The sequence below is a fragment of the uncultured Porphyromonas sp. genome (assembly GCF_902489635.1).
Lineage (GTDB): Bacteria > Bacteroidota > Bacteroidia > Bacteroidales > Porphyromonadaceae > Porphyromonas.
On sequence record NZ_CABUAN010000003.1, the window covers coordinates 12,921 to 28,549 of the forward strand.

General features: G+C 54.7%; 16 protein-coding genes and 1 pseudogene. 3 read left to right on the plus strand and 14 right to left on the minus strand.

Annotated elements, in window-relative coordinates; translation table 11 throughout:
• Positions 1-330: 330 nt before the first annotated feature.
• From RDM37_RS01000 to RDM37_RS01010, 3 genes are all read left to right on the plus strand, one after another.
• Complete coding sequence (locus RDM37_RS01000) at positions 331-837, plus strand: sigma-70 family RNA polymerase sigma factor (protein ID WP_308554401.1); 507 nt, start codon at positions 331-333, stop codon at positions 835-837.
• Between the two features lie 38 nt (positions 838-875).
• Positions 876-1,400 (plus strand): hypothetical protein, encoded by a 525-nt coding sequence (locus tag RDM37_RS01005; RefSeq protein WP_308554403.1) that lies wholly within the window; start codon positions 876-878, stop codon positions 1,398-1,400.
• 76 nt (positions 1,401-1,476) lie between these two features.
• A complete protein-coding gene (locus tag RDM37_RS01010; RefSeq protein WP_308554405.1) occupies positions 1,477-2,007 on the plus strand; it encodes a DUF4252 domain-containing protein in 531 nt (176 codons plus the stop codon).
• Between the two features lie 277 nt (positions 2,008-2,284).
• Here RDM37_RS01010 and RDM37_RS01015 read toward each other — a convergent pair whose 3' ends face one another.
• From RDM37_RS01015 to RDM37_RS01080, 14 genes and pseudogenes are all read right to left on the minus strand, one after another.
• Entirely contained in the window at positions 2,285-2,827 is a 543-nt protein-coding gene (locus tag RDM37_RS01015) for a CD225/dispanin family protein (protein WP_308554407.1), read from the minus strand.
• Between the two features lie 278 nt (positions 2,828-3,105).
• A complete protein-coding gene (locus RDM37_RS01020) occupies positions 3,106-3,585 on the minus strand; it encodes a Csac_0668 family 2Fe-2S cluster-binding (seleno)protein (protein ID WP_000700631.1) in 480 nt (159 codons plus the stop codon).
• Positions 3,575-5,056 (minus strand): 23S rRNA (uracil(1939)-C(5))-methyltransferase RlmD, encoded by a 1,482-nt coding sequence (gene rlmD / locus RDM37_RS01025; protein WP_308554409.1) that lies wholly within the window; start codon positions 5,054-5,056, stop codon positions 3,575-3,577. The genes RDM37_RS01020 and rlmD overlap by 11 nt, the downstream gene beginning before the upstream one ends.
• A 3-nt stretch (positions 5,057-5,059) precedes the next feature.
• Entirely contained in the window at positions 5,060-6,457 is a 1,398-nt protein-coding gene (gene glmM, locus RDM37_RS01030; RefSeq protein ID WP_308554411.1) for a phosphoglucosamine mutase, read from the minus strand.
• Positions 6,458-6,541: 84 nt separating this feature from the next.
• Entirely contained in the window at positions 6,542-7,171 is a 630-nt protein-coding gene (locus RDM37_RS01035) for a DUF4827 domain-containing protein (RefSeq protein WP_308554412.1), read from the minus strand.
• A gap of 18 nt (positions 7,172-7,189) precedes the next feature.
• Positions 7,190-8,278, minus strand: coding sequence for a bifunctional oligoribonuclease/PAP phosphatase NrnA (locus RDM37_RS01040; protein ID WP_299369557.1), 1,089 nt, complete (start codon positions 8,276-8,278; stop codon positions 7,190-7,192).
• A gap of 503 nt (positions 8,279-8,781) precedes the next feature.
• Positions 8,782-9,696 (minus strand): adenosylcobinamide-phosphate synthase CbiB, encoded by a 915-nt coding sequence (cbiB, locus tag RDM37_RS01045; protein WP_308554413.1) that lies wholly within the window; start codon positions 9,694-9,696, stop codon positions 8,782-8,784.
• Between the two features lies 1 nt (position 9,697).
• Positions 9,698-10,717 (minus strand): aminotransferase class I/II-fold pyridoxal phosphate-dependent enzyme, encoded by a 1,020-nt coding sequence (locus RDM37_RS01050; RefSeq protein ID WP_308554415.1) that lies wholly within the window; start codon positions 10,715-10,717, stop codon positions 9,698-9,700.
• On the minus strand, positions 10,714-12,195 hold the full coding sequence (locus RDM37_RS01055; protein WP_308554417.1) for a cobyric acid synthase: 1,482 nt from the start codon (positions 12,193-12,195) through the stop codon (positions 10,714-10,716). Before RDM37_RS01055 ends, RDM37_RS01050 begins: the two co-directional genes overlap by 4 nt.
• Positions 12,188-12,718, minus strand: coding sequence for a histidine phosphatase family protein (locus tag RDM37_RS01060; RefSeq protein ID WP_308554419.1), 531 nt, complete (start codon positions 12,716-12,718; stop codon positions 12,188-12,190). Before RDM37_RS01060 ends, RDM37_RS01055 begins: the two co-directional genes overlap by 8 nt.
• Before the next feature lie 5 nt (positions 12,719-12,723).
• Positions 12,724-13,509 (minus strand): adenosylcobinamide-GDP ribazoletransferase, encoded by a 786-nt coding sequence (gene cobS, locus RDM37_RS01065; RefSeq protein WP_308554421.1) that lies wholly within the window; start codon positions 13,507-13,509, stop codon positions 12,724-12,726.
• A gap of 22 nt (positions 13,510-13,531) precedes the next feature.
• Entirely contained in the window at positions 13,532-14,536 is a 1,005-nt protein-coding gene (cobT, locus tag RDM37_RS01070) for a nicotinate-nucleotide--dimethylbenzimidazole phosphoribosyltransferase (RefSeq protein WP_308554423.1), read from the minus strand.
• Positions 14,537-14,542: 6 nt separating this feature from the next.
• Entirely contained in the window at positions 14,543-15,064 is a 522-nt protein-coding gene (locus RDM37_RS01075; RefSeq protein WP_308554505.1) for a bifunctional adenosylcobinamide kinase/adenosylcobinamide-phosphate guanylyltransferase, read from the minus strand.
• 60 nt (positions 15,065-15,124) lie between these two features.
• Positions 15,125-15,613: pseudogene (locus RDM37_RS01080) on the minus strand (histidine phosphatase family protein); the annotation flags it as partial.
• Positions 15,614-15,629: the final 16 nt, after the last annotated feature.

A 15,629-nucleotide genomic window follows, 5' to 3' on the forward strand; every position in this document is an offset into this window, starting at 1 on the left:
ATAGTCGTTTTGCTTTTATTATCTGTCAAATTAACTGTGCAAAGGTATGGTTTGGCACCTATACTTGGCAATACCTACCTAAAGGTATTTTCATGCTCATCGCTCCTGCTTCATCGCACTTGTGTGAAGAGGGAGTTCGTCTTCACGTGGAGAATCTATGACTTCAGCTTATGAAGGCTGTGAGAGTTGGCAGAAATTACAATCTTTGTGCTATGCGCTGCAACATTTTGGCGACTCACTCGTCTTAATGGTGTACGACGCTCTTCTGGACCGTTGGTTCGAGCGTTATGCAGTTACACATTGAATAGTTTTTAGTTTACAGTGATTACAATGGATGGAGCCACTTTCATACAGACCTACGTCCCCTTACGGCCGACGATCCTACAGGTCTGTATGGCTCTTCTATCCAACGAGATGGAGGCTGAGGATGTGACCCAAGATGTGCTGATCAAGCTCTGGGAGCAGCGTGCACATCTAGATGAGATCGCCTCGCCAAAGGCTTACGCCATCCGCATCGCTCGCAACAAGTGCATCGACACACTACGGGCGCCAGCACAGCGTCTGCGCAATGCGGAGGAGCCCACAGAGCTAGAGATGCCTCTAGTCACGGCGACGCCCCAAGAGCAACTCATAGCCCAAGAGCAGCTAGCACGTATCGACGACTGGGTCGCTACCCTCCCTGAGCAGCAGCAAGAGGTGTGGAGACTACGACAAGAGATGATGCTGACAAACGATGAAACCGCCCAGCGCATGGGACTCAAAGAGGTTACCGTTCGATCGATGATCTCACGACTGCGCAAGGAGGCACGAAAGCTTTTTGCAGATATGGAGGCGTAATCCGCATACCTTATTATATATAGAATACAGAAGCCACTATGATACATTCATCACACGACATAGATCAGCTACTAGAGCGCTACTACGATGGGTTGTCTACGCCCGACGAGGAGTTTGTCCTCTACCTAGCACTCCTTCAGGAGGAGCCAGGATCGCCATACTATGCCGATCGTATGCTCCTAGAGGCTACCCTACAGCGTGCTGCCTCACAGACGAAGAGTGCAACGCCAGCACCCACCCCTCGCTGGAAGATCTGGGTGCGCAAGTACGCAGCTGCGGCTGCCGTACTACTCATCGGTGGTGTAGGGGTCTCCGTCTTCCAGTGGGGACGCAATAGCCGACAGGCGGAGCTATCGCTTCGCAATGGTCAGCCCATACCGCAGGAGCAGGTCAATGAGTATACGCTCGCTGCTCTCACCAAGCTGGGCGACTGTGTAGAGCTGTGCTCAGAGCAAAATGAGCAGATAGACCAACTCTTCGGTCGCCTGCAAGACTCTTACCAGAGTTCGATGGAGAAGATCCCCTTTGTCTCAGAGGGTGGGTGGACCCTGACGGGCAATTGATTTCATCTAGGACTGCAACAATCTGCCCTCTCAAACGACTTATATATAGAACCTCTGATACAGACACACACAGATTATGAAAGCATACATAACTCATCTCTCACGCCTGAGCATCGTCACGCTCACGATGCTGCTCCTGATGGGACTCCCCGCAGTAGCGCAGCGTGGCTCAGCCCGTACGCGTATCAATACGTCTAGGCTCATGGAGATCAAAAACGTGGACGTCATATATATATCCCCAGCAATGCTCCAGAGCGTACCCAAGGCGAGCCTCAAGATAGACGGCACTGACGCTATGTCAGGCATCATGGACGGCATCACATCGATACATATCTACACCTCCTCCGACCGCAAGGCGATACAGGAGCTACGTCGTACCTTCGCCCCTATCACAGAGCTACGTCTCTCAGATTTGGAGCAGCTAATGTATGTCAAGAACGATGACGGGATCGTCAGCTTGATCGGACAGCTACAGGGCGACAACGCCTCCGAGCTATACATGATCGTCACTGGCGATGACGAGTACACGGTGATCAACTTCTCGGGGAGCTTCTCCCGCCGAGAGCTCGAGAAAGCGGTCACCCAAGACAACCGAAGGCGCAAGTAGCGACTCGCTACTAGTGTCCCCGAGTGAAGACCCATGCTACTTAACCTTTCAATAAGTACCTACAAACGGGCTACACGTCTACTGTAGCATCTTGCGGGGATGAGACCATACGTGAGTACAGTCTCCACTCCATACACGATAAGAGCCGAGAGGCTCCGTGTGGCAAGGCTGTTTTGTGATTAGTTTTAGTTGTAAATTGAACAGAAGCGACGAGAGGGAGCCCCACGACGGGACTCCCTCTCTTTATTTAAGTGGTGCTACAGCCTCTCTTTAGAGATCAAAAATCATTGAGAGCAAAGATAGATGCTCCCGTGATAGCAATTATGATAAAGTATATAACCCAAATAGATAGTGCAGTGATGGCTGATATCATCACCCACTTGCGAGCGTTACGGCTAGATGCGAGAGCACCTGCATAGTCTCCCTGCTGGAAGCGAGAGGAGACCTGCGTAGAGTAGACGATGGCGATGACACCTCCTGGTATACAGCAGAAGAGCGTTGCCAAGATACTCCATACGAGGTAATTGGGAGGAGCTACTTGTGTGTTAGGTGCCTGAGGCTGAGGATTGCCATAGGCTGGAGCTGCATTGTACGCTGGAGCCTGTGGTGTGGCTGTAGGCTGGGGTGCTTCTGGTGTAGGAGCGCTAGGAGCTTGTGGTGCAAAGAGTGAACTTAGCTCGGCAAACTGCTGTGCAGGTGCCCAGTCGCTCATGCCCTCTGTCCATACAAGGGTCTGAGGAGTAAGCTGCTGTGTAGCCAACTGGTCGATGGTAAATGGGCCGCTCTTCTCCCCATTGATTACGAGAAAATACTGCTTCATAGTTTTATGTGATTAGAGTTGATAGATGACTTGTTTTCATAGAGTGTCTAGAAGTCTATCCGAACTGAGTCGTAAACGACTGGCACTATGATTGGTCTTCTTTTACGCAAAGATAAACATTTCTTTCGAAGCAGGCAAGTGTTTCTTTTCTCTCGTTACTCCGTGCGCTCCAGTAGCACCACATGCTCAACCCCTATGGTTATGGGGAACATATCCACGCTCGTAGATGGAAACATATCAAAGATTGGCTCTCGTTTGTAGGAACATATCGACTGTAATTATTTCATTTTCAAGCCTTTATCGATAGCTTCCTGAATAATCTTATGACAACAAACTCCCAACGGATTGTTTTCTTTACAATTAGAATTTTTCATTGCCCCAGTGATGGCATTTACTTCTTTTACGGATTTCGCGCCATGCTTTACAACTGCTTCAATTACCTGATTTTCTGTGACTTCGCTACAATAACAAGCATACTTAGGATCTGCATCTTTCTTAAACCAGATAGGAACTCTAACTTGGTCTTTCAAGAATTTTATTTCATTATCTAAGTTATAGTAAACAACGTCGCAGTCCTCGTTCATGCAAATCTTATATTGATCTCCGTTAACAGCATTACGATAATCATCTACCACTAGATGTTCAACAGTTACTTTACTAACGGAAATCCCTTCATTATTACATACAGGACAATTGTCTTTAATTTGATCCGGCTTTTCTGTTTTGCATCCACAACAACATTCATTATTAATCTTCATCTTCCCCTATTTCTATATCTAAATGATGTTCTGTATTTAGTTTGGACAACAGAGCTACCGTCTCCACGTGATGCGTGTGGGGAAACATATCGACAGCGCAAGCTCGCACCGCCCGGTACTGCCCCTCAGCCATGAGGAGTGCTAAGTCTCGTGCCTGCGTCGCAGGATTGCAGCTGACATAGACGATGCGCTGTGGTGCCGCCCGCAGAATCACATCGACGACAGGCGTATCCATACCTGCACGCGGCGGGTCGGTCACCAGAACATCAGGACGACCATGCGCTGCGACGAAGTCATCTGTCAGGATAGCCTTCATATCTCCAGCGTAGAATGTGGAATTGACAATCCCATTCTGGTCTCTATTGACAAACGCATCCTCAACAGCCTCCGGGACATACTCGATTCCTATGACGGTGCGACAGCTCTGAGCTAAGTAGTTAGCTATAGTCCCCGCTCCCGTATAGAGGTCGTAAACGACCTCGTCTCCGGAGAGCTGAGCGTATTCACGAACCTTCTCATAGAGTCGCTCCGCTTGCCGACTATTCGTCTGGTAGAAGGACTTAGGTCCGATACGATAACGCAAGCCGTGCATATCCTCCTCGATATATGGCGCACCGCTGTAAAGCTGCGCTGGGAGGTCGGAAAGGCTGTCGTTGAGCTTCGTATTGACCATATAGTAGAGCGACGTAATCTGGGGGAAGCGTAGGCGCAGAGCTTCTAGGAGTTGCACACGCAGCTCCTCAGTGCTCTCAGCAAAGGCGACCAAGACCATCAGCCCGCCGAGCGTCGTCGTGCGAATCAGGAGTGTTCGCATCACACCCTCGTGCGCTCGCTGGTCATAGTATGGGTAATCCTCCCAACGCGCTAGGCAGTAGTCGTTGAGATAGTCTCGTATCTCCGAAGCTATCGGGTCGGCTATCTGACAAGTCACGCCGTGCAGGTCTAGTACCTTGTCAAACATGCCAGCCTTGTGAAAGCCCACCCCGCAAAGCTCCTGTTCGCTCGCCTCCTCGGGAAGGCTTTTGAGCTCCTCCTCGGTGAGCCAGCGCTTCTTGCTAAAGGTGAACTCGACCTTGTTGCGGTAGTGCCACGGATCCTCACAACCTACGATCGGCTCTGTCTCTTCTATCGCTATATGTCCGATGCGGGTCATCGCGTCTGCAGCTTGCTGCGCTTTGCCACGAAGCTGCTCCTCGTAGGGTAGCTGCTGCCACTTGCAGCCGCCACAAGTGCCAAAGACCTCACAGCGAGGCTCCACACGCAGTGGCGAAGGCTCTAGCAGCTCCTCGATGGTGCCTGTCATATAGCTCCGCTTGGAGCGACCTACACGTATGCGACAGCGGTCACCTGGTGCCGCATAGGGGACGAAGAGCACCTTGTCCTCGACATGTGCTACACATTGCCCCTCGGCACCCATCCGCTCGATGAGTACATCGTCTAGATATCTAGGCTCTTTGCGACCTCTTGCCATAGGCTACTTGCTGGCTAGCTGCAGCTCGACGAGAGAGACATACTCATCAGCCAGTGCCGAGGCAGCCTCCTCGGTAGGAGCCTCCGTATAGACACGGACGATTGGCTCCGTATTGCTAGGACGTACCTGCACCCACGAGTCTTCGAAGTCGATCTTCAGACCATCCTCTGTCAGAGGCTTCAGCGAGGCGACCTTGCGCTCTAAGTTTGCAAAGAGGGCTACCGCATCCGTCCCCGCAGGTAGCTCCACACGGCGCTTGCACATGGCGTAGTCGGGGTAGCGCTTACGTAGCTGGCTAACCGTCTCGCCGCTCTTTGCCAAGTGCGTGAGGAAGAGCGCGATGCCAACGAGCGCATCGCGTCCAGCGTGCAGATGCGGATAGATGACCCCGCCATTGCCCTCACCGCCGATGAGTGCGTCGGTCTCTCGCATACGCTTGACCACGTTGACCTCGCCGACCGCTGCGGGCGTGTAGCTCCCGCCATGCTGCTCGGTGATGTCGCGGAGAGCGCGTGTCGAACTCATGTTGGAGACCGTGTTGCCACCCTCATGATAGCCGAGGAGGTAGTCAGCGACAGCGACCAGTGTGTACTCCTCGCCAAAGGGGTGCCCCGTCTCGTCAATGATCGCAAGGCGATCCACGTCTGGGTCGACCGAAAAGCCCACATCGGCACGAGCTATGCGTACCAGCTCGCAGAGATCCACGAGGTGACTAGGTAGTGGCTCCGGATTGTGCGCAAACTTACCGTCGGGGGTGTCGTTGATCCCTCTCCACTCTTTGACGCCCAGTGCCTCAAAGAGCGGAGGCAGAGCGATAGCCCCGACCGAGTTGATCGGATCGTAGGCGACCGTCAGCTCAGCCTTGCGGATAGCCTCCACGTCCACCTCGGGCAGTGCGAGGATTGCGTCGATATGCTTCTGCAGATAGGAGTCGGTCGAGATGACTTGTCCCAAATCTTCTACCGAAGCAAAAGGCACGGTGTGATCTTCCGAGAGGCGTAGCACTTCGTTGCCACGATCTGCATTGAGGAAGGTGCCGTCGCTACCTAGGAACTTCAGCGCGTTCCACTGGATCGGGTTGTGCGAAGCGGTGATGATGATTCCGCCATCGGCACGGTGTCCTAAGACAGCCATCTCAGTAGTGGGAGTCGTAGCCAGTCCTATGTTGATTACATCGCAGCCCATGCCGAGCAGCGTGCCGATGACCACTTGCTGCACCATCTCTCCCGATAGTCTGGCGTCGCGACCCACCACAATGGTTGGTCTGCTGATAGACTCGTAGAGCTTGATGTGCTGTGCATACCCCACGACAAAGTGTGCTATCGTCAGTGGGTTGAAGCCGTCCGTCGGAGAGCCTCCGACCGTGCCACGTATTCCAGAGATTGATTTGATGACCGTCATAGTATTGATTAAGTGTGTTGTTGCAAAAGTGAATAGCCTGCATGTCCCATATCACGAGACAGCATCAGAGATACCGGTAAGAGGTTAGGCCTCCTCGACAAACTGGTACCATACCTCCTCGCAATACATCGGTGCACCCGCATTGTATGCGACATTGGGCCCGAGGAGGAAGGGAACGAGAAGGCGTATCCTAGCACCATTACCCACCATCGTGAGCGGATAGGCGACGCCCTCACACATCAGTGCGTCGATGGAGTGACCAAACTGCTCCTGGATCAGCTTATAGTGGATAGAACCAGTGCGGTCGCGGGTGTTGATGTAGATAAACTCCGTAGACTGCTGGTAGCCCTTAGAGAGATTGTCAAAGGCATAACTGTAGTCTGGTGCGATGAAGCGACCTTTCATACGCAGCATGACACGCGTACGCTCAGGCTTGGCCAGCTCACCACCTTTGTCGATGACCTGCATGTAGACGCCATTGGGGAACTTGTACCACACGTTGGGGTCAAACTCGCGCTGCTCCTCGACACCCTCCTGCACGTTCATTCCTTGCTCCTGAACGAAGTTGTCTATCATCTTCTTCTCGTCGCGTAGCATCTCCGAGAGCGACTTGATATGTTGCTTATCGCGACAGCTGGTCAAGGCACCCTGCCCCAGTAGGAGCATCAGGACGAGTGTCACAAGGGTGGTGATGGTATGGTTTGTTGCTTTCATATATCTATTGTCTAATCTCTAATTTCTAATCTCCGGATAATCCTGTACGAGCTGGCGCAGTCCCTGCCACACGAGTGCTAGCGCATCCGACAGCGTGCCCTGGTACTCAGCACCCGCAGCGTTCAGATGCCCGCCCCCATCAAAGAGTTTGCTCGCCACCTCATTGACTGGCAAGTTCCCTTGCGAGCGCAGCGAGATCTTGACCGGTTCGTCGGGATCACGTTGCTCCCTAAGGAACGCAACTGCTCGTATACCCGCCACATCAAGAGGCACGTTTACCAAGCCCTCCGTATCCCCAGGCTCTATGCCAAAGCGGTCAAAGTCCTCCTGTCTGAGCGTAAAGACCGCCACCCCTAGATCGAGGTCGTAAGTGGTGCGCTCATTGATGATATAGCCGAGGAGTCGCTGTCGGCTCAGCTTGTCACTCTTGAAGATCCGTAGCACGATCTCCTCATGCCTTGCACCGACCTCTAGGAGATGAGCGATCGTCCTAAAGAGCGTCGGGGTAATCTGTCCATGTCGCAAGAGACCCGTATCCGTGTAGGTCGCTGCCAGCAAGCAGGTCGCCATATCGGCGCCGCCATGTAGCTCTAGCTCTCTCGACTCACCGCCACCGAGTAGCTCCGCTATGAGGAAGCCCGTAGCACACGCCGAGGTGTCGCTATACATCTCATCGACCAGTCCCATCTCAGGCTCTGGATGATGATCTATCATCACAGAGCGTACCTCGGGCTTACGCACGATCTCAGCGATCAAGGGCTCAAGCGGGTTGCCGATGCGCCCCAGATGGTTGAAGTCGACCAGAAGCAGTAGCCTCGCTTGAGCCAATATATGACGTATCGGCTCTAAGTCGCTCTGCGGTGAGAGCTGATGTATCGTCTCAGCGCCAGGGAGCCAGAGGAGGTTGTCCGGCATACGCCCCACGACCATGATAGAGACCTCGTCAGCACCGCGTGCTAGCAGATAGCTACGTAGAGCCAAGGCACTGCCTATGCAGTCCCCGTCGGGCGACTTGTGTCCTACGATGACGACACGACGCTCGCCCTCGCCTCCTAGGGAGGTTAGATCCAGAGTGTCTGATAAAGGTCTATTGCTAAGTTGCGACATAGAGATCGGGAAAGGTATACACCCGCAAAGATACGAAATTAGAAGTTAGAGATTAGATTCTAGTGGCACTAGCTAGTGCCACTAGCCAACAGCCAACGGCCAACAACCAAAAAGCAGGGCAAATTCAACGCCGGCTCGTTACAATTATTTGGATCTGATTACATGTCGAGGCGGTGCCGTGTCGGGGAAAACTGATTTCCACGTGGAGATTTTGAAATATCCAGGTGGAGAATTTTTATTTTCCACGTGGGGAAGAAAAAATTCTTCGGAGGAATCAAATGAAACTTCGGAGGAAATGAATCACGCCCACGTGGAAAATAAAAAATATCCACGTGGAGATTTGAGATTTTCCACGTGGATATTCGAGAAAGGAGGGAATCGGACTAATTTCCCCGTAAAGATATGTTATTAGAGGTTGGAGATTAGAGACTTTCGCTAGGCGTGCTAGTAATCCTAGTGGCACTAGAGCTACTAGCCTTTGGCTTTTAGCCTTTTGCCGATTTCTAGCGATAGAGATAGGTGAGGAGGACGAGGAGACTGGCAAGCAGCGTGACAGCGATGACGATGCGGATGGTGCGTCGGAGTGTCTGTGCAGTGACAGGATGGATCGGGGTGCCGATATAGGGCTTCTCGACGAGCATACCGTGGTAGATGTTGGGCCCGCCAAACTGCACCCCAAGGATACCCGCCAGAGCTGACTCGGGATAGCCCGAATTGGGACTAGCATGCTTGCGCGCATCCCGCCACACGGTGCGTACGGCTCGCCGACTCGGAGCCACAAGGAGCATCAGGAGCGCCGTGAGACGAGACGGGATGTAGTTCGCAGCGTCATCGAGGATACGTGCAGCAAAGTAGCCGAAGTCTTTGTAGTGCTGGTCTTTGTAGCCGATCATGGAGTCGAGCGTATTGATCATTTTGTACGCCATCATGAGTGGCACCCCGCCCAGAGCGTAGAAGCAGAGCGGAGCGATGACGCCGTCGGAGAGATTCTCCGCAAGTGTCTCCAGCACAGCGGTGCGGATCTGCGCGAAGGTGAGCTGCGAGGTGTCACGACCCACGATCCAGGAGAGACGCTTGCGCGCCCCCTCGAGGTCATCAGCCACCACATAACGCTCTACCGCTAGAGCTTCGCCGATCAAGCTCCGCGGGCAGATCGCAAAGAAGAAAAAGATCGTCTGCCAAGCCAATAAGACGTAACGATAGTCCGCTAGAAGCCATTCGACAGCATAGAAAAAGCCCCAGACGCCCAGCACGAGTGTGAGGGAGAGAAGCGTGCCTTTTGCCTTCTGATGGGGCGGATGGTTGAGCCACCGCTCGCCCCATGCGATGAGCTGACCAAAGAGTCGTATCGGGTGGAGTGCCCAGCGGGGATCACCTAGGAGCAGGTCGAGGAGGAGACCAAAGAGTAGCGGGTACATGCTATAAGTAGCTTGACAAACCACGGAGCAACGCTTGACCAGCTTCGGGAGACTGCACCGAGAGGCGGAAGTGGCGAGGCGAGAGAGAGCGGAAGTTGGCCGCATCACGGATCAAGACGCCATGCTGCGTGACGAGGTACTCCTTGAGCTGGGCTGCGGTGCCGCGCTCCTCATCTAGGCAAGCGAGGAAGTAAGGCGTAGGACTGGGTGTCAGCGAGACACCGGCGATCTGCGCCACCTCGTGAGCGAGGTGCTGCGCCTCCCGCACCAAGCCCGCAGCGTCAGGTAGCAACTGGTCGTAATGCTGGCAGATGTAAGCTCCTGCCTCTAGGGCAAGGGCATTGACGCTCCACGGTGAGCGGAGCGGTTCCAGGCGAGCCAGTAGCGAAGGGTGAGCAACGATGTAGCCGAGACGTATGCCTGGGAGCGCGAAGCTCTTGGTCAGCGAACGAACGATGATCAGATTGGGATGATGTGCCACTTCGTCTAGGAGCGTCACCGGCTCGGCACAGAGCTCGGCGTAAGCTTCGTCCACGATTACGTAACTATCTGGATGCGCCGTGCAGTAGTTGAGCAGTGCAGCTCGATGCGAGATCTCACCGTCGGGATTGTTGGGCAGAGCACTCCAGAGGAGGTCGGCCGGGGCGCTTTGGCTGGCTATATCGCTTGTCGGGATATAGGTAATGTGATGGCGATAGAGCTGGCAGGCGTCTTCATACTCAGCAAAGGAGGGGACGGTGATGAGCGTCTCGCCTCCTGCAAAGAGATGCGCTAAGAGGTAAAAAGCCTCCGTCGATCCACTGGTCACCAGTAGCCAGTCGGGATCAAGGCACCAGTGCTGTGCCAAGAGTCCCCGCAACTCCTTCGCCTGAGGGTCTGGATAGTGTGTCAAGCTCTCTAGCCGCTCTGAGAGATAGTCTATAATTTCGCCCGCATGATTGCGGTAAGGCACATTGCTAGAGAAGTCGTAGCGCACGAGCGCTCCGTAGCTGTATCGGTCGTCCCCGTGTCCTACTATCATACGTTGCGCAGACTTTGTAGCATATACTCGATATCTAGATGCTGACGCATGTGCTCGGCGAGTCGGTCGTAAGCCGCTTCGCGCGTAGCAAAGGTGCGCTCTAGGTGGTAGGTTCGCGCCGGAGCTACCTCGTGCAGGATCTGCTGTACGATCGCCTCATTGTCCCAGATGCCGTGCATGTAGCTACCCCACAGGCGAGGAGAGACCCAGTAGCCGTCAGGCATGTCGCCAGCTCTCATGACTACGGGCGAGTCGGGCGCATCGACGGGCTGCGTCACCCCGCAGTGGATCTCGTAGCCCTGACAATCGGGAGTACCCGTAGGAAGGTAGGTAAAAGTGGAGGTACGTACCGCTTTATTGCTCTGCAGCGTGGTCTCTGTGGGTAGGAGTCCTAAGCCACGGACGGTGCGCGGTTCGCCCTCGACGCCATCGCTGTCTGTGATGCGCAGACCCATCATCTGATAACCTCCGCAGATGCCGTAGAGCGGTCGACCCGCCTTGTGATGAGCCTGGATGACCGCATCGAGCCCCTCAGCCTGTAGCCAGAGGAGGTCGTCGATCGTGTTCTTACTCCCGGGGAGCATGATGATGTCCGCCTGGCGCAACGCCTCCGCATCGGAAGTGAAGTAGAGCGTGACGCCAGAGATGAAGCGTAGCGAGTCAAAGTCGGTGAAGTTGGAGATGTGCGGCAGTCGCACCACCGCCACATTGAGTGTGTCGGGTCGAGGCTGCGCAGCGTAGCTATCGATGGAGACCCCATCCTCTGCATCTATCTGCATATTGGGCAGGTAAGGGAGTAACCCCACGACGGGCACTTTGGTCAACTCCTGAATGATCTTCCGCCCCGAGTCAAAGAGCGAGCTGTCGCCTCGGAACTTATTGATGATGATCCCCTTGATCGCAGCGCGCTCTGCTGGGGGCAATAGCTCGATCGTCCCGTAGAGACTGCCGAAGATGCCCCCACGCTCGATGTCTGCCACGAGGTAAACGTCAGCACCCGTACGCAGCGCCACCCGCATGTTGACAATGTCCATCGGCCATAAGTTGACCTCCGAGATGCTGCCGGCACCCTCTATTACGATCGGGTTGTACTGGCTCGCTAATCTGTCAAACGCTTTCATCGCCTCTATAAAGAGTGGCTTGCGCTGCTCCGCATTGAAATAAGAGCGTGCCGACTGATTGCCCACCGCCTTGCCGTTGAGGATCACTTGCGTGGTCTGATCGGCCGTCGGCTTGAGGAGGATTGGGTTCATATCGGTGTGGCAAGGTATGCCGCACGCCTCCGCCTGTACCGCTTGCGCACGACCTATCTCGCCCTCTTCGGGGGTGGGATAGCTATTGAGCGACATGTTTTGCGCCTTAAAGGGAGCGGGCTTGTACCCCTCCTGCAGCAAGATACGACAGATGCCTGTCGCCACGATGGACTTCCCTACGTCGGAGCCTGTTCCGACGAGCATTATCGGCTTTAGCTTATTCATATTGATAGATTTCTCCAAAGTTAACCTCCTGCGCCATCGCTTCGCTAGGCGAGAGCTTGCCCAGCAAAATACGATAAGCGCGAATGACCCCTGCGTGCGTCACAAGCAACGTCTGACGGCTCTTGTCCCGCTCCGCCTCAAAGTCGGCTACCCGCGCCAGTAGGTCGTCGTGACTCTCGCCGTCCGCTGTCTTAGCGTGCCAGTAGTCGGCAAACCACGCTCGTCCAGCCTCTTGCTCGTAGACCTCCTGCCAAGAGAGCCCTTCCCATGCGCCAAAGTTCAGTTCGCGCAGTCGCTCGTCCTGACAAGTGGTCAGCCCCTTTGTCAGGGCTATCGCCTCAGCGAGGACAGCGCAGCGGAGCGATGGACTACTGTAGATCTTGTCTAGCTGGACTTTCCTCAGCTCTGCGACGATCTGCTGAGCATAGCGAGGGTACTCCTCCGAGAGTGGCACTTCGAGCCAGCCGTAGCAGATGCCTTTCGGTAGGGCAACAGGGGTGTGACGCACGAGGTAGAGACTCATACTGGTCAGGCGTAGATAGTTACTACAAGTGTGACCAGCAGTAGCGTCAGCTCGGCGAGGCAGACAATAGCTCCCAGCACATCACCCGTGTGTCCGCCGATACGCTTGTTGCTAATGCGCATGATCAGTAGCGACTGCCCGATCATCAGCACGGGAGCCACAACAGCAGCCTGCCAGGGCAGGAGCAAGAGGGCTAGGAGTGCCCAGACAGCCGCTATGAGTAGCGTCTTCGTAGTGACCGCTTGTCGCAGATGCGTCGCCTTGCTCGCCTCGCCACTCTTACGTGCGTAGGTCGAGAGGCGCATCACGAGGATGGGCATCCAGCGTGCCACCACTGCCATCGCTACGATCGTCCCGATGGCGGTCTCGTAAGGTATGTAGCTCAGCAGGACGACACGACTCATGAGGAGCATCACCAGGCCCAAGATACCGTACACGCCTGTCGAGCTGTCCTTCATAATGCGTAGCGTCGTATCCCTATCGTGATACCCGCCGAAGGCATCGCAATAGTCCGACAAACCATCCTCATGCATCCCGCCCGTGACAACTAAGCCAACGATCACGCTCATCACCGCAGCCACCGCATTTGGTAGATAGTAGCCGGCCAAGGCATAGATCCCAGCCATCACAGTTCCTACGATCGCTCCCAGCAGAGGAAAGTAGCGAAAGGACTCCCCCATCCGCTCCTCACGATACGTCACATGCCCCACTGGTATGCGGGTGTAGAAGAGTAGCGAGAGACGAAGCAGGTCCCACTCAGAGCGTATCGTGCGTAGCAAGTGCAAAGCCATAGGTCTAGAGTCTCTTTTCTTATTAGTCTACACGGCAAACCGCCGCGTCGTCAAAGCCACGCATATTATTCATAAAGGCAACGGCCGACTGAACAATCGGATAAGCAACAAGTGCTCCCGTACCCTCACCGAGGCGCATGCCGAGCGACAAGATAGCCTCTCCGCCTAGGTAGTCGATCATCGCTTGGTGTCCTGGCTCTTCGGAGGTGTGAGCGAAGAGTACATTGTCCACAATACGTGGCTCCATCTCGTGTGCCACCATAAAGGCTGAGGTAGCGATCACTCCATCCGCTAGGATCAGCATACCTCGCTTGTATGCCTCTAGGACACCACCACAGATAGCAGCAATCTCTAGTCCACCCATCTGCGACAATAGCTCCATAGGACTTTGCGGATTGTAGCATGCAGCCACCGCCTCGAGCACCTTCGCCTTATGTTCTAGCCCTGAGCCACGCAGCCCCGAGCCTGGGCCAATGATCGAGGCGATAGAGCGTCCCGTAATCTTGTGTAGGATCAGCGTCGCTGGCGAAGTATTGCCGATACCCATCTCGCCAAAAGCGATCACATTAGACCCACGCTCCGCCTCTTGCGTCACACACTGAGCTCCGATTAGCATCGCTTCAGCACACTCCTCGGTCGTCATAGCCGGCTCGTGAAGCATATTGCGGGTGCCGTGCATCACCTTAGCCGACTCGATACGACAAGCCTCAGGGAAGTCGTAGTCGACACCCACATCTATGACACGCAGGCGAAAGCCATTTTGCCTAGCCAAGACACTACAAGCCCCGCCGCCCGAGACAAAGTTGATGCATTGCTGCCACGTGATCTCCTTAGGACATGGACTCACGCCCTCCTCGACGATCCCATGATCTGCAGCCAGCACCAGCAGCACAGGGTCGATCAGCTGAGGCGTCACGCTATGCTGTATCATGCCCACCTTGTAGGCGATGCGCTCTAGCTGCCCCAGCGAACCCTTTGGCTTTGTGCGGCTGTCGATCCGCTCTTGTAGTTCCTCCTCAAAAGTCATATCTCTCTATAAATCTGAAATTAGTTCCGTCCGCAAAGCTCTGCCAGAGACCATCAGGTAAGCTTCATCTGCCGTGGCAGAGATATATTGGTTGACCCACCCCTGCAGATCTACGAAAGCTCGTGAACTCGCATCGGAAGCGTGCAGACTCATACCGATCTCGTTGCTCACCACGATGAGCGTATCCGCCTCGCTGTGATGCAGCAACTGCTGCCACTCACGACGCGCCTCGCTGAGCGAAGCCTCTGCGTCAAACTCCAGGTCACTGTAGATATTCGTCAGCCACAGCGTCACGCAGTCTATCAATACGATACGCCCTGCTATCTGCGTCTGGCTCAGGTAGCGCGGCTCCTCGATAGTAGTCCACTCAGGTCCTCGATCCGCTTGGTGACGCGCTATGCGACGCTCGAAATCCTCGTCCCAGTGACGCGCCGTAGCAAGGTAGATCGGCCGGTCAGAGAGCGAGCGCGCCAGTCGCTGGGCGTAGCCACTCTTGCCACTGCGCTGCCCCCCAGAGATGTAGACCACTCGCGGACGCTTGCAGAGCTTGCCATCCTCATATAGACGGTAGTCCCCATTGGGTAGGAAAGTGATCTCCTCCACCTTGTCTAGCGGACCTCCCTGTAGCAAAGCCTCTAGCACCCTCATGGTAAAGCCGTGCCCCATGAGCAGTACCAGATCCTCCTCATTGTTATGCTTTTGCCTTAAGTCGTGCAACAAGCTCTGCAGACGCTCCGCAATAGCCTCCACCGTCTCGATCTCGTGTGGCTCCTCCTCTAGCGGCGGAATCTCGACAAAGGGGCGCCCCTCCCATCGTCCGAAGGCACGCTCGCGCAGTCGCTCATCCAGCACCAGAGGTGCCTTGCAGCCACTCGACGACATCATCAGCTCAGCCGAGCGGCGTGCCCGTAGCTGATCACTACTATATATATGTGTGATGGGGCATCCCTTCAGTCTGTCCCCCAACTGTAGACATTGCGCCACCCCTCGTCGGGTCAGCGTGCCAGCTGTCTGCCCCTGACAGATAGAGCGCAAGTTCTCCTCCGTCTCTCCGTGACGTGCTATAAGCAATCGCATAGATCAGTCTCTAGAT

What these genes read in the sequence shown, in the direction of transcription:
- cobT (WP_308554423.1), bottom strand. Translation starts at nt 14,536, where the DNA reads ATGACTTTTGAGGAGGAACTACAAGAGCGGATCGACAGCCGCACAAAG.
- RDM37_RS01050 (WP_308554415.1), bottom strand. Translation starts at nt 10,717, where the DNA reads ATGATAGTAGGACACGGGGACGACCGATACAGCTACGGAGCGCTCGTG.
- RDM37_RS01060 (WP_308554419.1), bottom strand. Translation starts at nt 12,718, where the DNA reads ATGAGTCTCTACCTCGTGCGTCACACCCCTGTTGCCCTACCGAAAGGC.
- cbiB (WP_308554413.1), bottom strand. Translation starts at nt 9,696, where the DNA reads ATGTACCCGCTACTCTTTGGTCTCCTCCTCGACCTGCTCCTAGGTGAT.
- RDM37_RS01000 (WP_308554401.1), top strand. Translation starts at nt 331, where the DNA reads ATGGATGGAGCCACTTTCATACAGACCTACGTCCCCTTACGGCCGACG.
- glmM (WP_308554411.1), bottom strand. Translation starts at nt 6,457, where the DNA reads ATGACGGTCATCAAATCAATCTCTGGAATACGTGGCACGGTCGGAGGC.
- RDM37_RS01035 (WP_308554412.1), bottom strand. Translation starts at nt 7,171, where the DNA reads ATGAAAGCAACAAACCATACCATCACCACCCTTGTGACACTCGTCCTG.
- RDM37_RS01010 (WP_308554405.1), top strand. Translation starts at nt 1,477, where the DNA reads ATGAAAGCATACATAACTCATCTCTCACGCCTGAGCATCGTCACGCTC.
- RDM37_RS01055 (WP_308554417.1), bottom strand. Translation starts at nt 12,195, where the DNA reads ATGAATAAGCTAAAGCCGATAATGCTCGTCGGAACAGGCTCCGACGTA.
- cobS (WP_308554421.1), bottom strand. Translation starts at nt 13,509, where the DNA reads ATGGCTTTGCACTTGCTACGCACGATACGCTCTGAGTGGGACCTGCTT.
- rlmD (WP_308554409.1), bottom strand. Translation starts at nt 5,056, where the DNA reads ATGGCAAGAGGTCGCAAAGAGCCTAGATATCTAGACGATGTACTCATC.
- RDM37_RS01015 (WP_308554407.1), bottom strand. Translation starts at nt 2,827, where the DNA reads ATGAAGCAGTATTTTCTCGTAATCAATGGGGAGAAGAGCGGCCCATTT.
- RDM37_RS01020 (WP_000700631.1), bottom strand. Translation starts at nt 3,585, where the DNA reads ATGAAGATTAATAATGAATGTTGTTGTGGATGCAAAACAGAAAAGCCG.
- RDM37_RS01040 (WP_299369557.1), bottom strand. Translation starts at nt 8,278, where the DNA reads ATGTCGCAACTTAGCAATAGACCTTTATCAGACACTCTGGATCTAACC.
- RDM37_RS01005 (WP_308554403.1), top strand. Translation starts at nt 876, where the DNA reads ATGATACATTCATCACACGACATAGATCAGCTACTAGAGCGCTACTAC.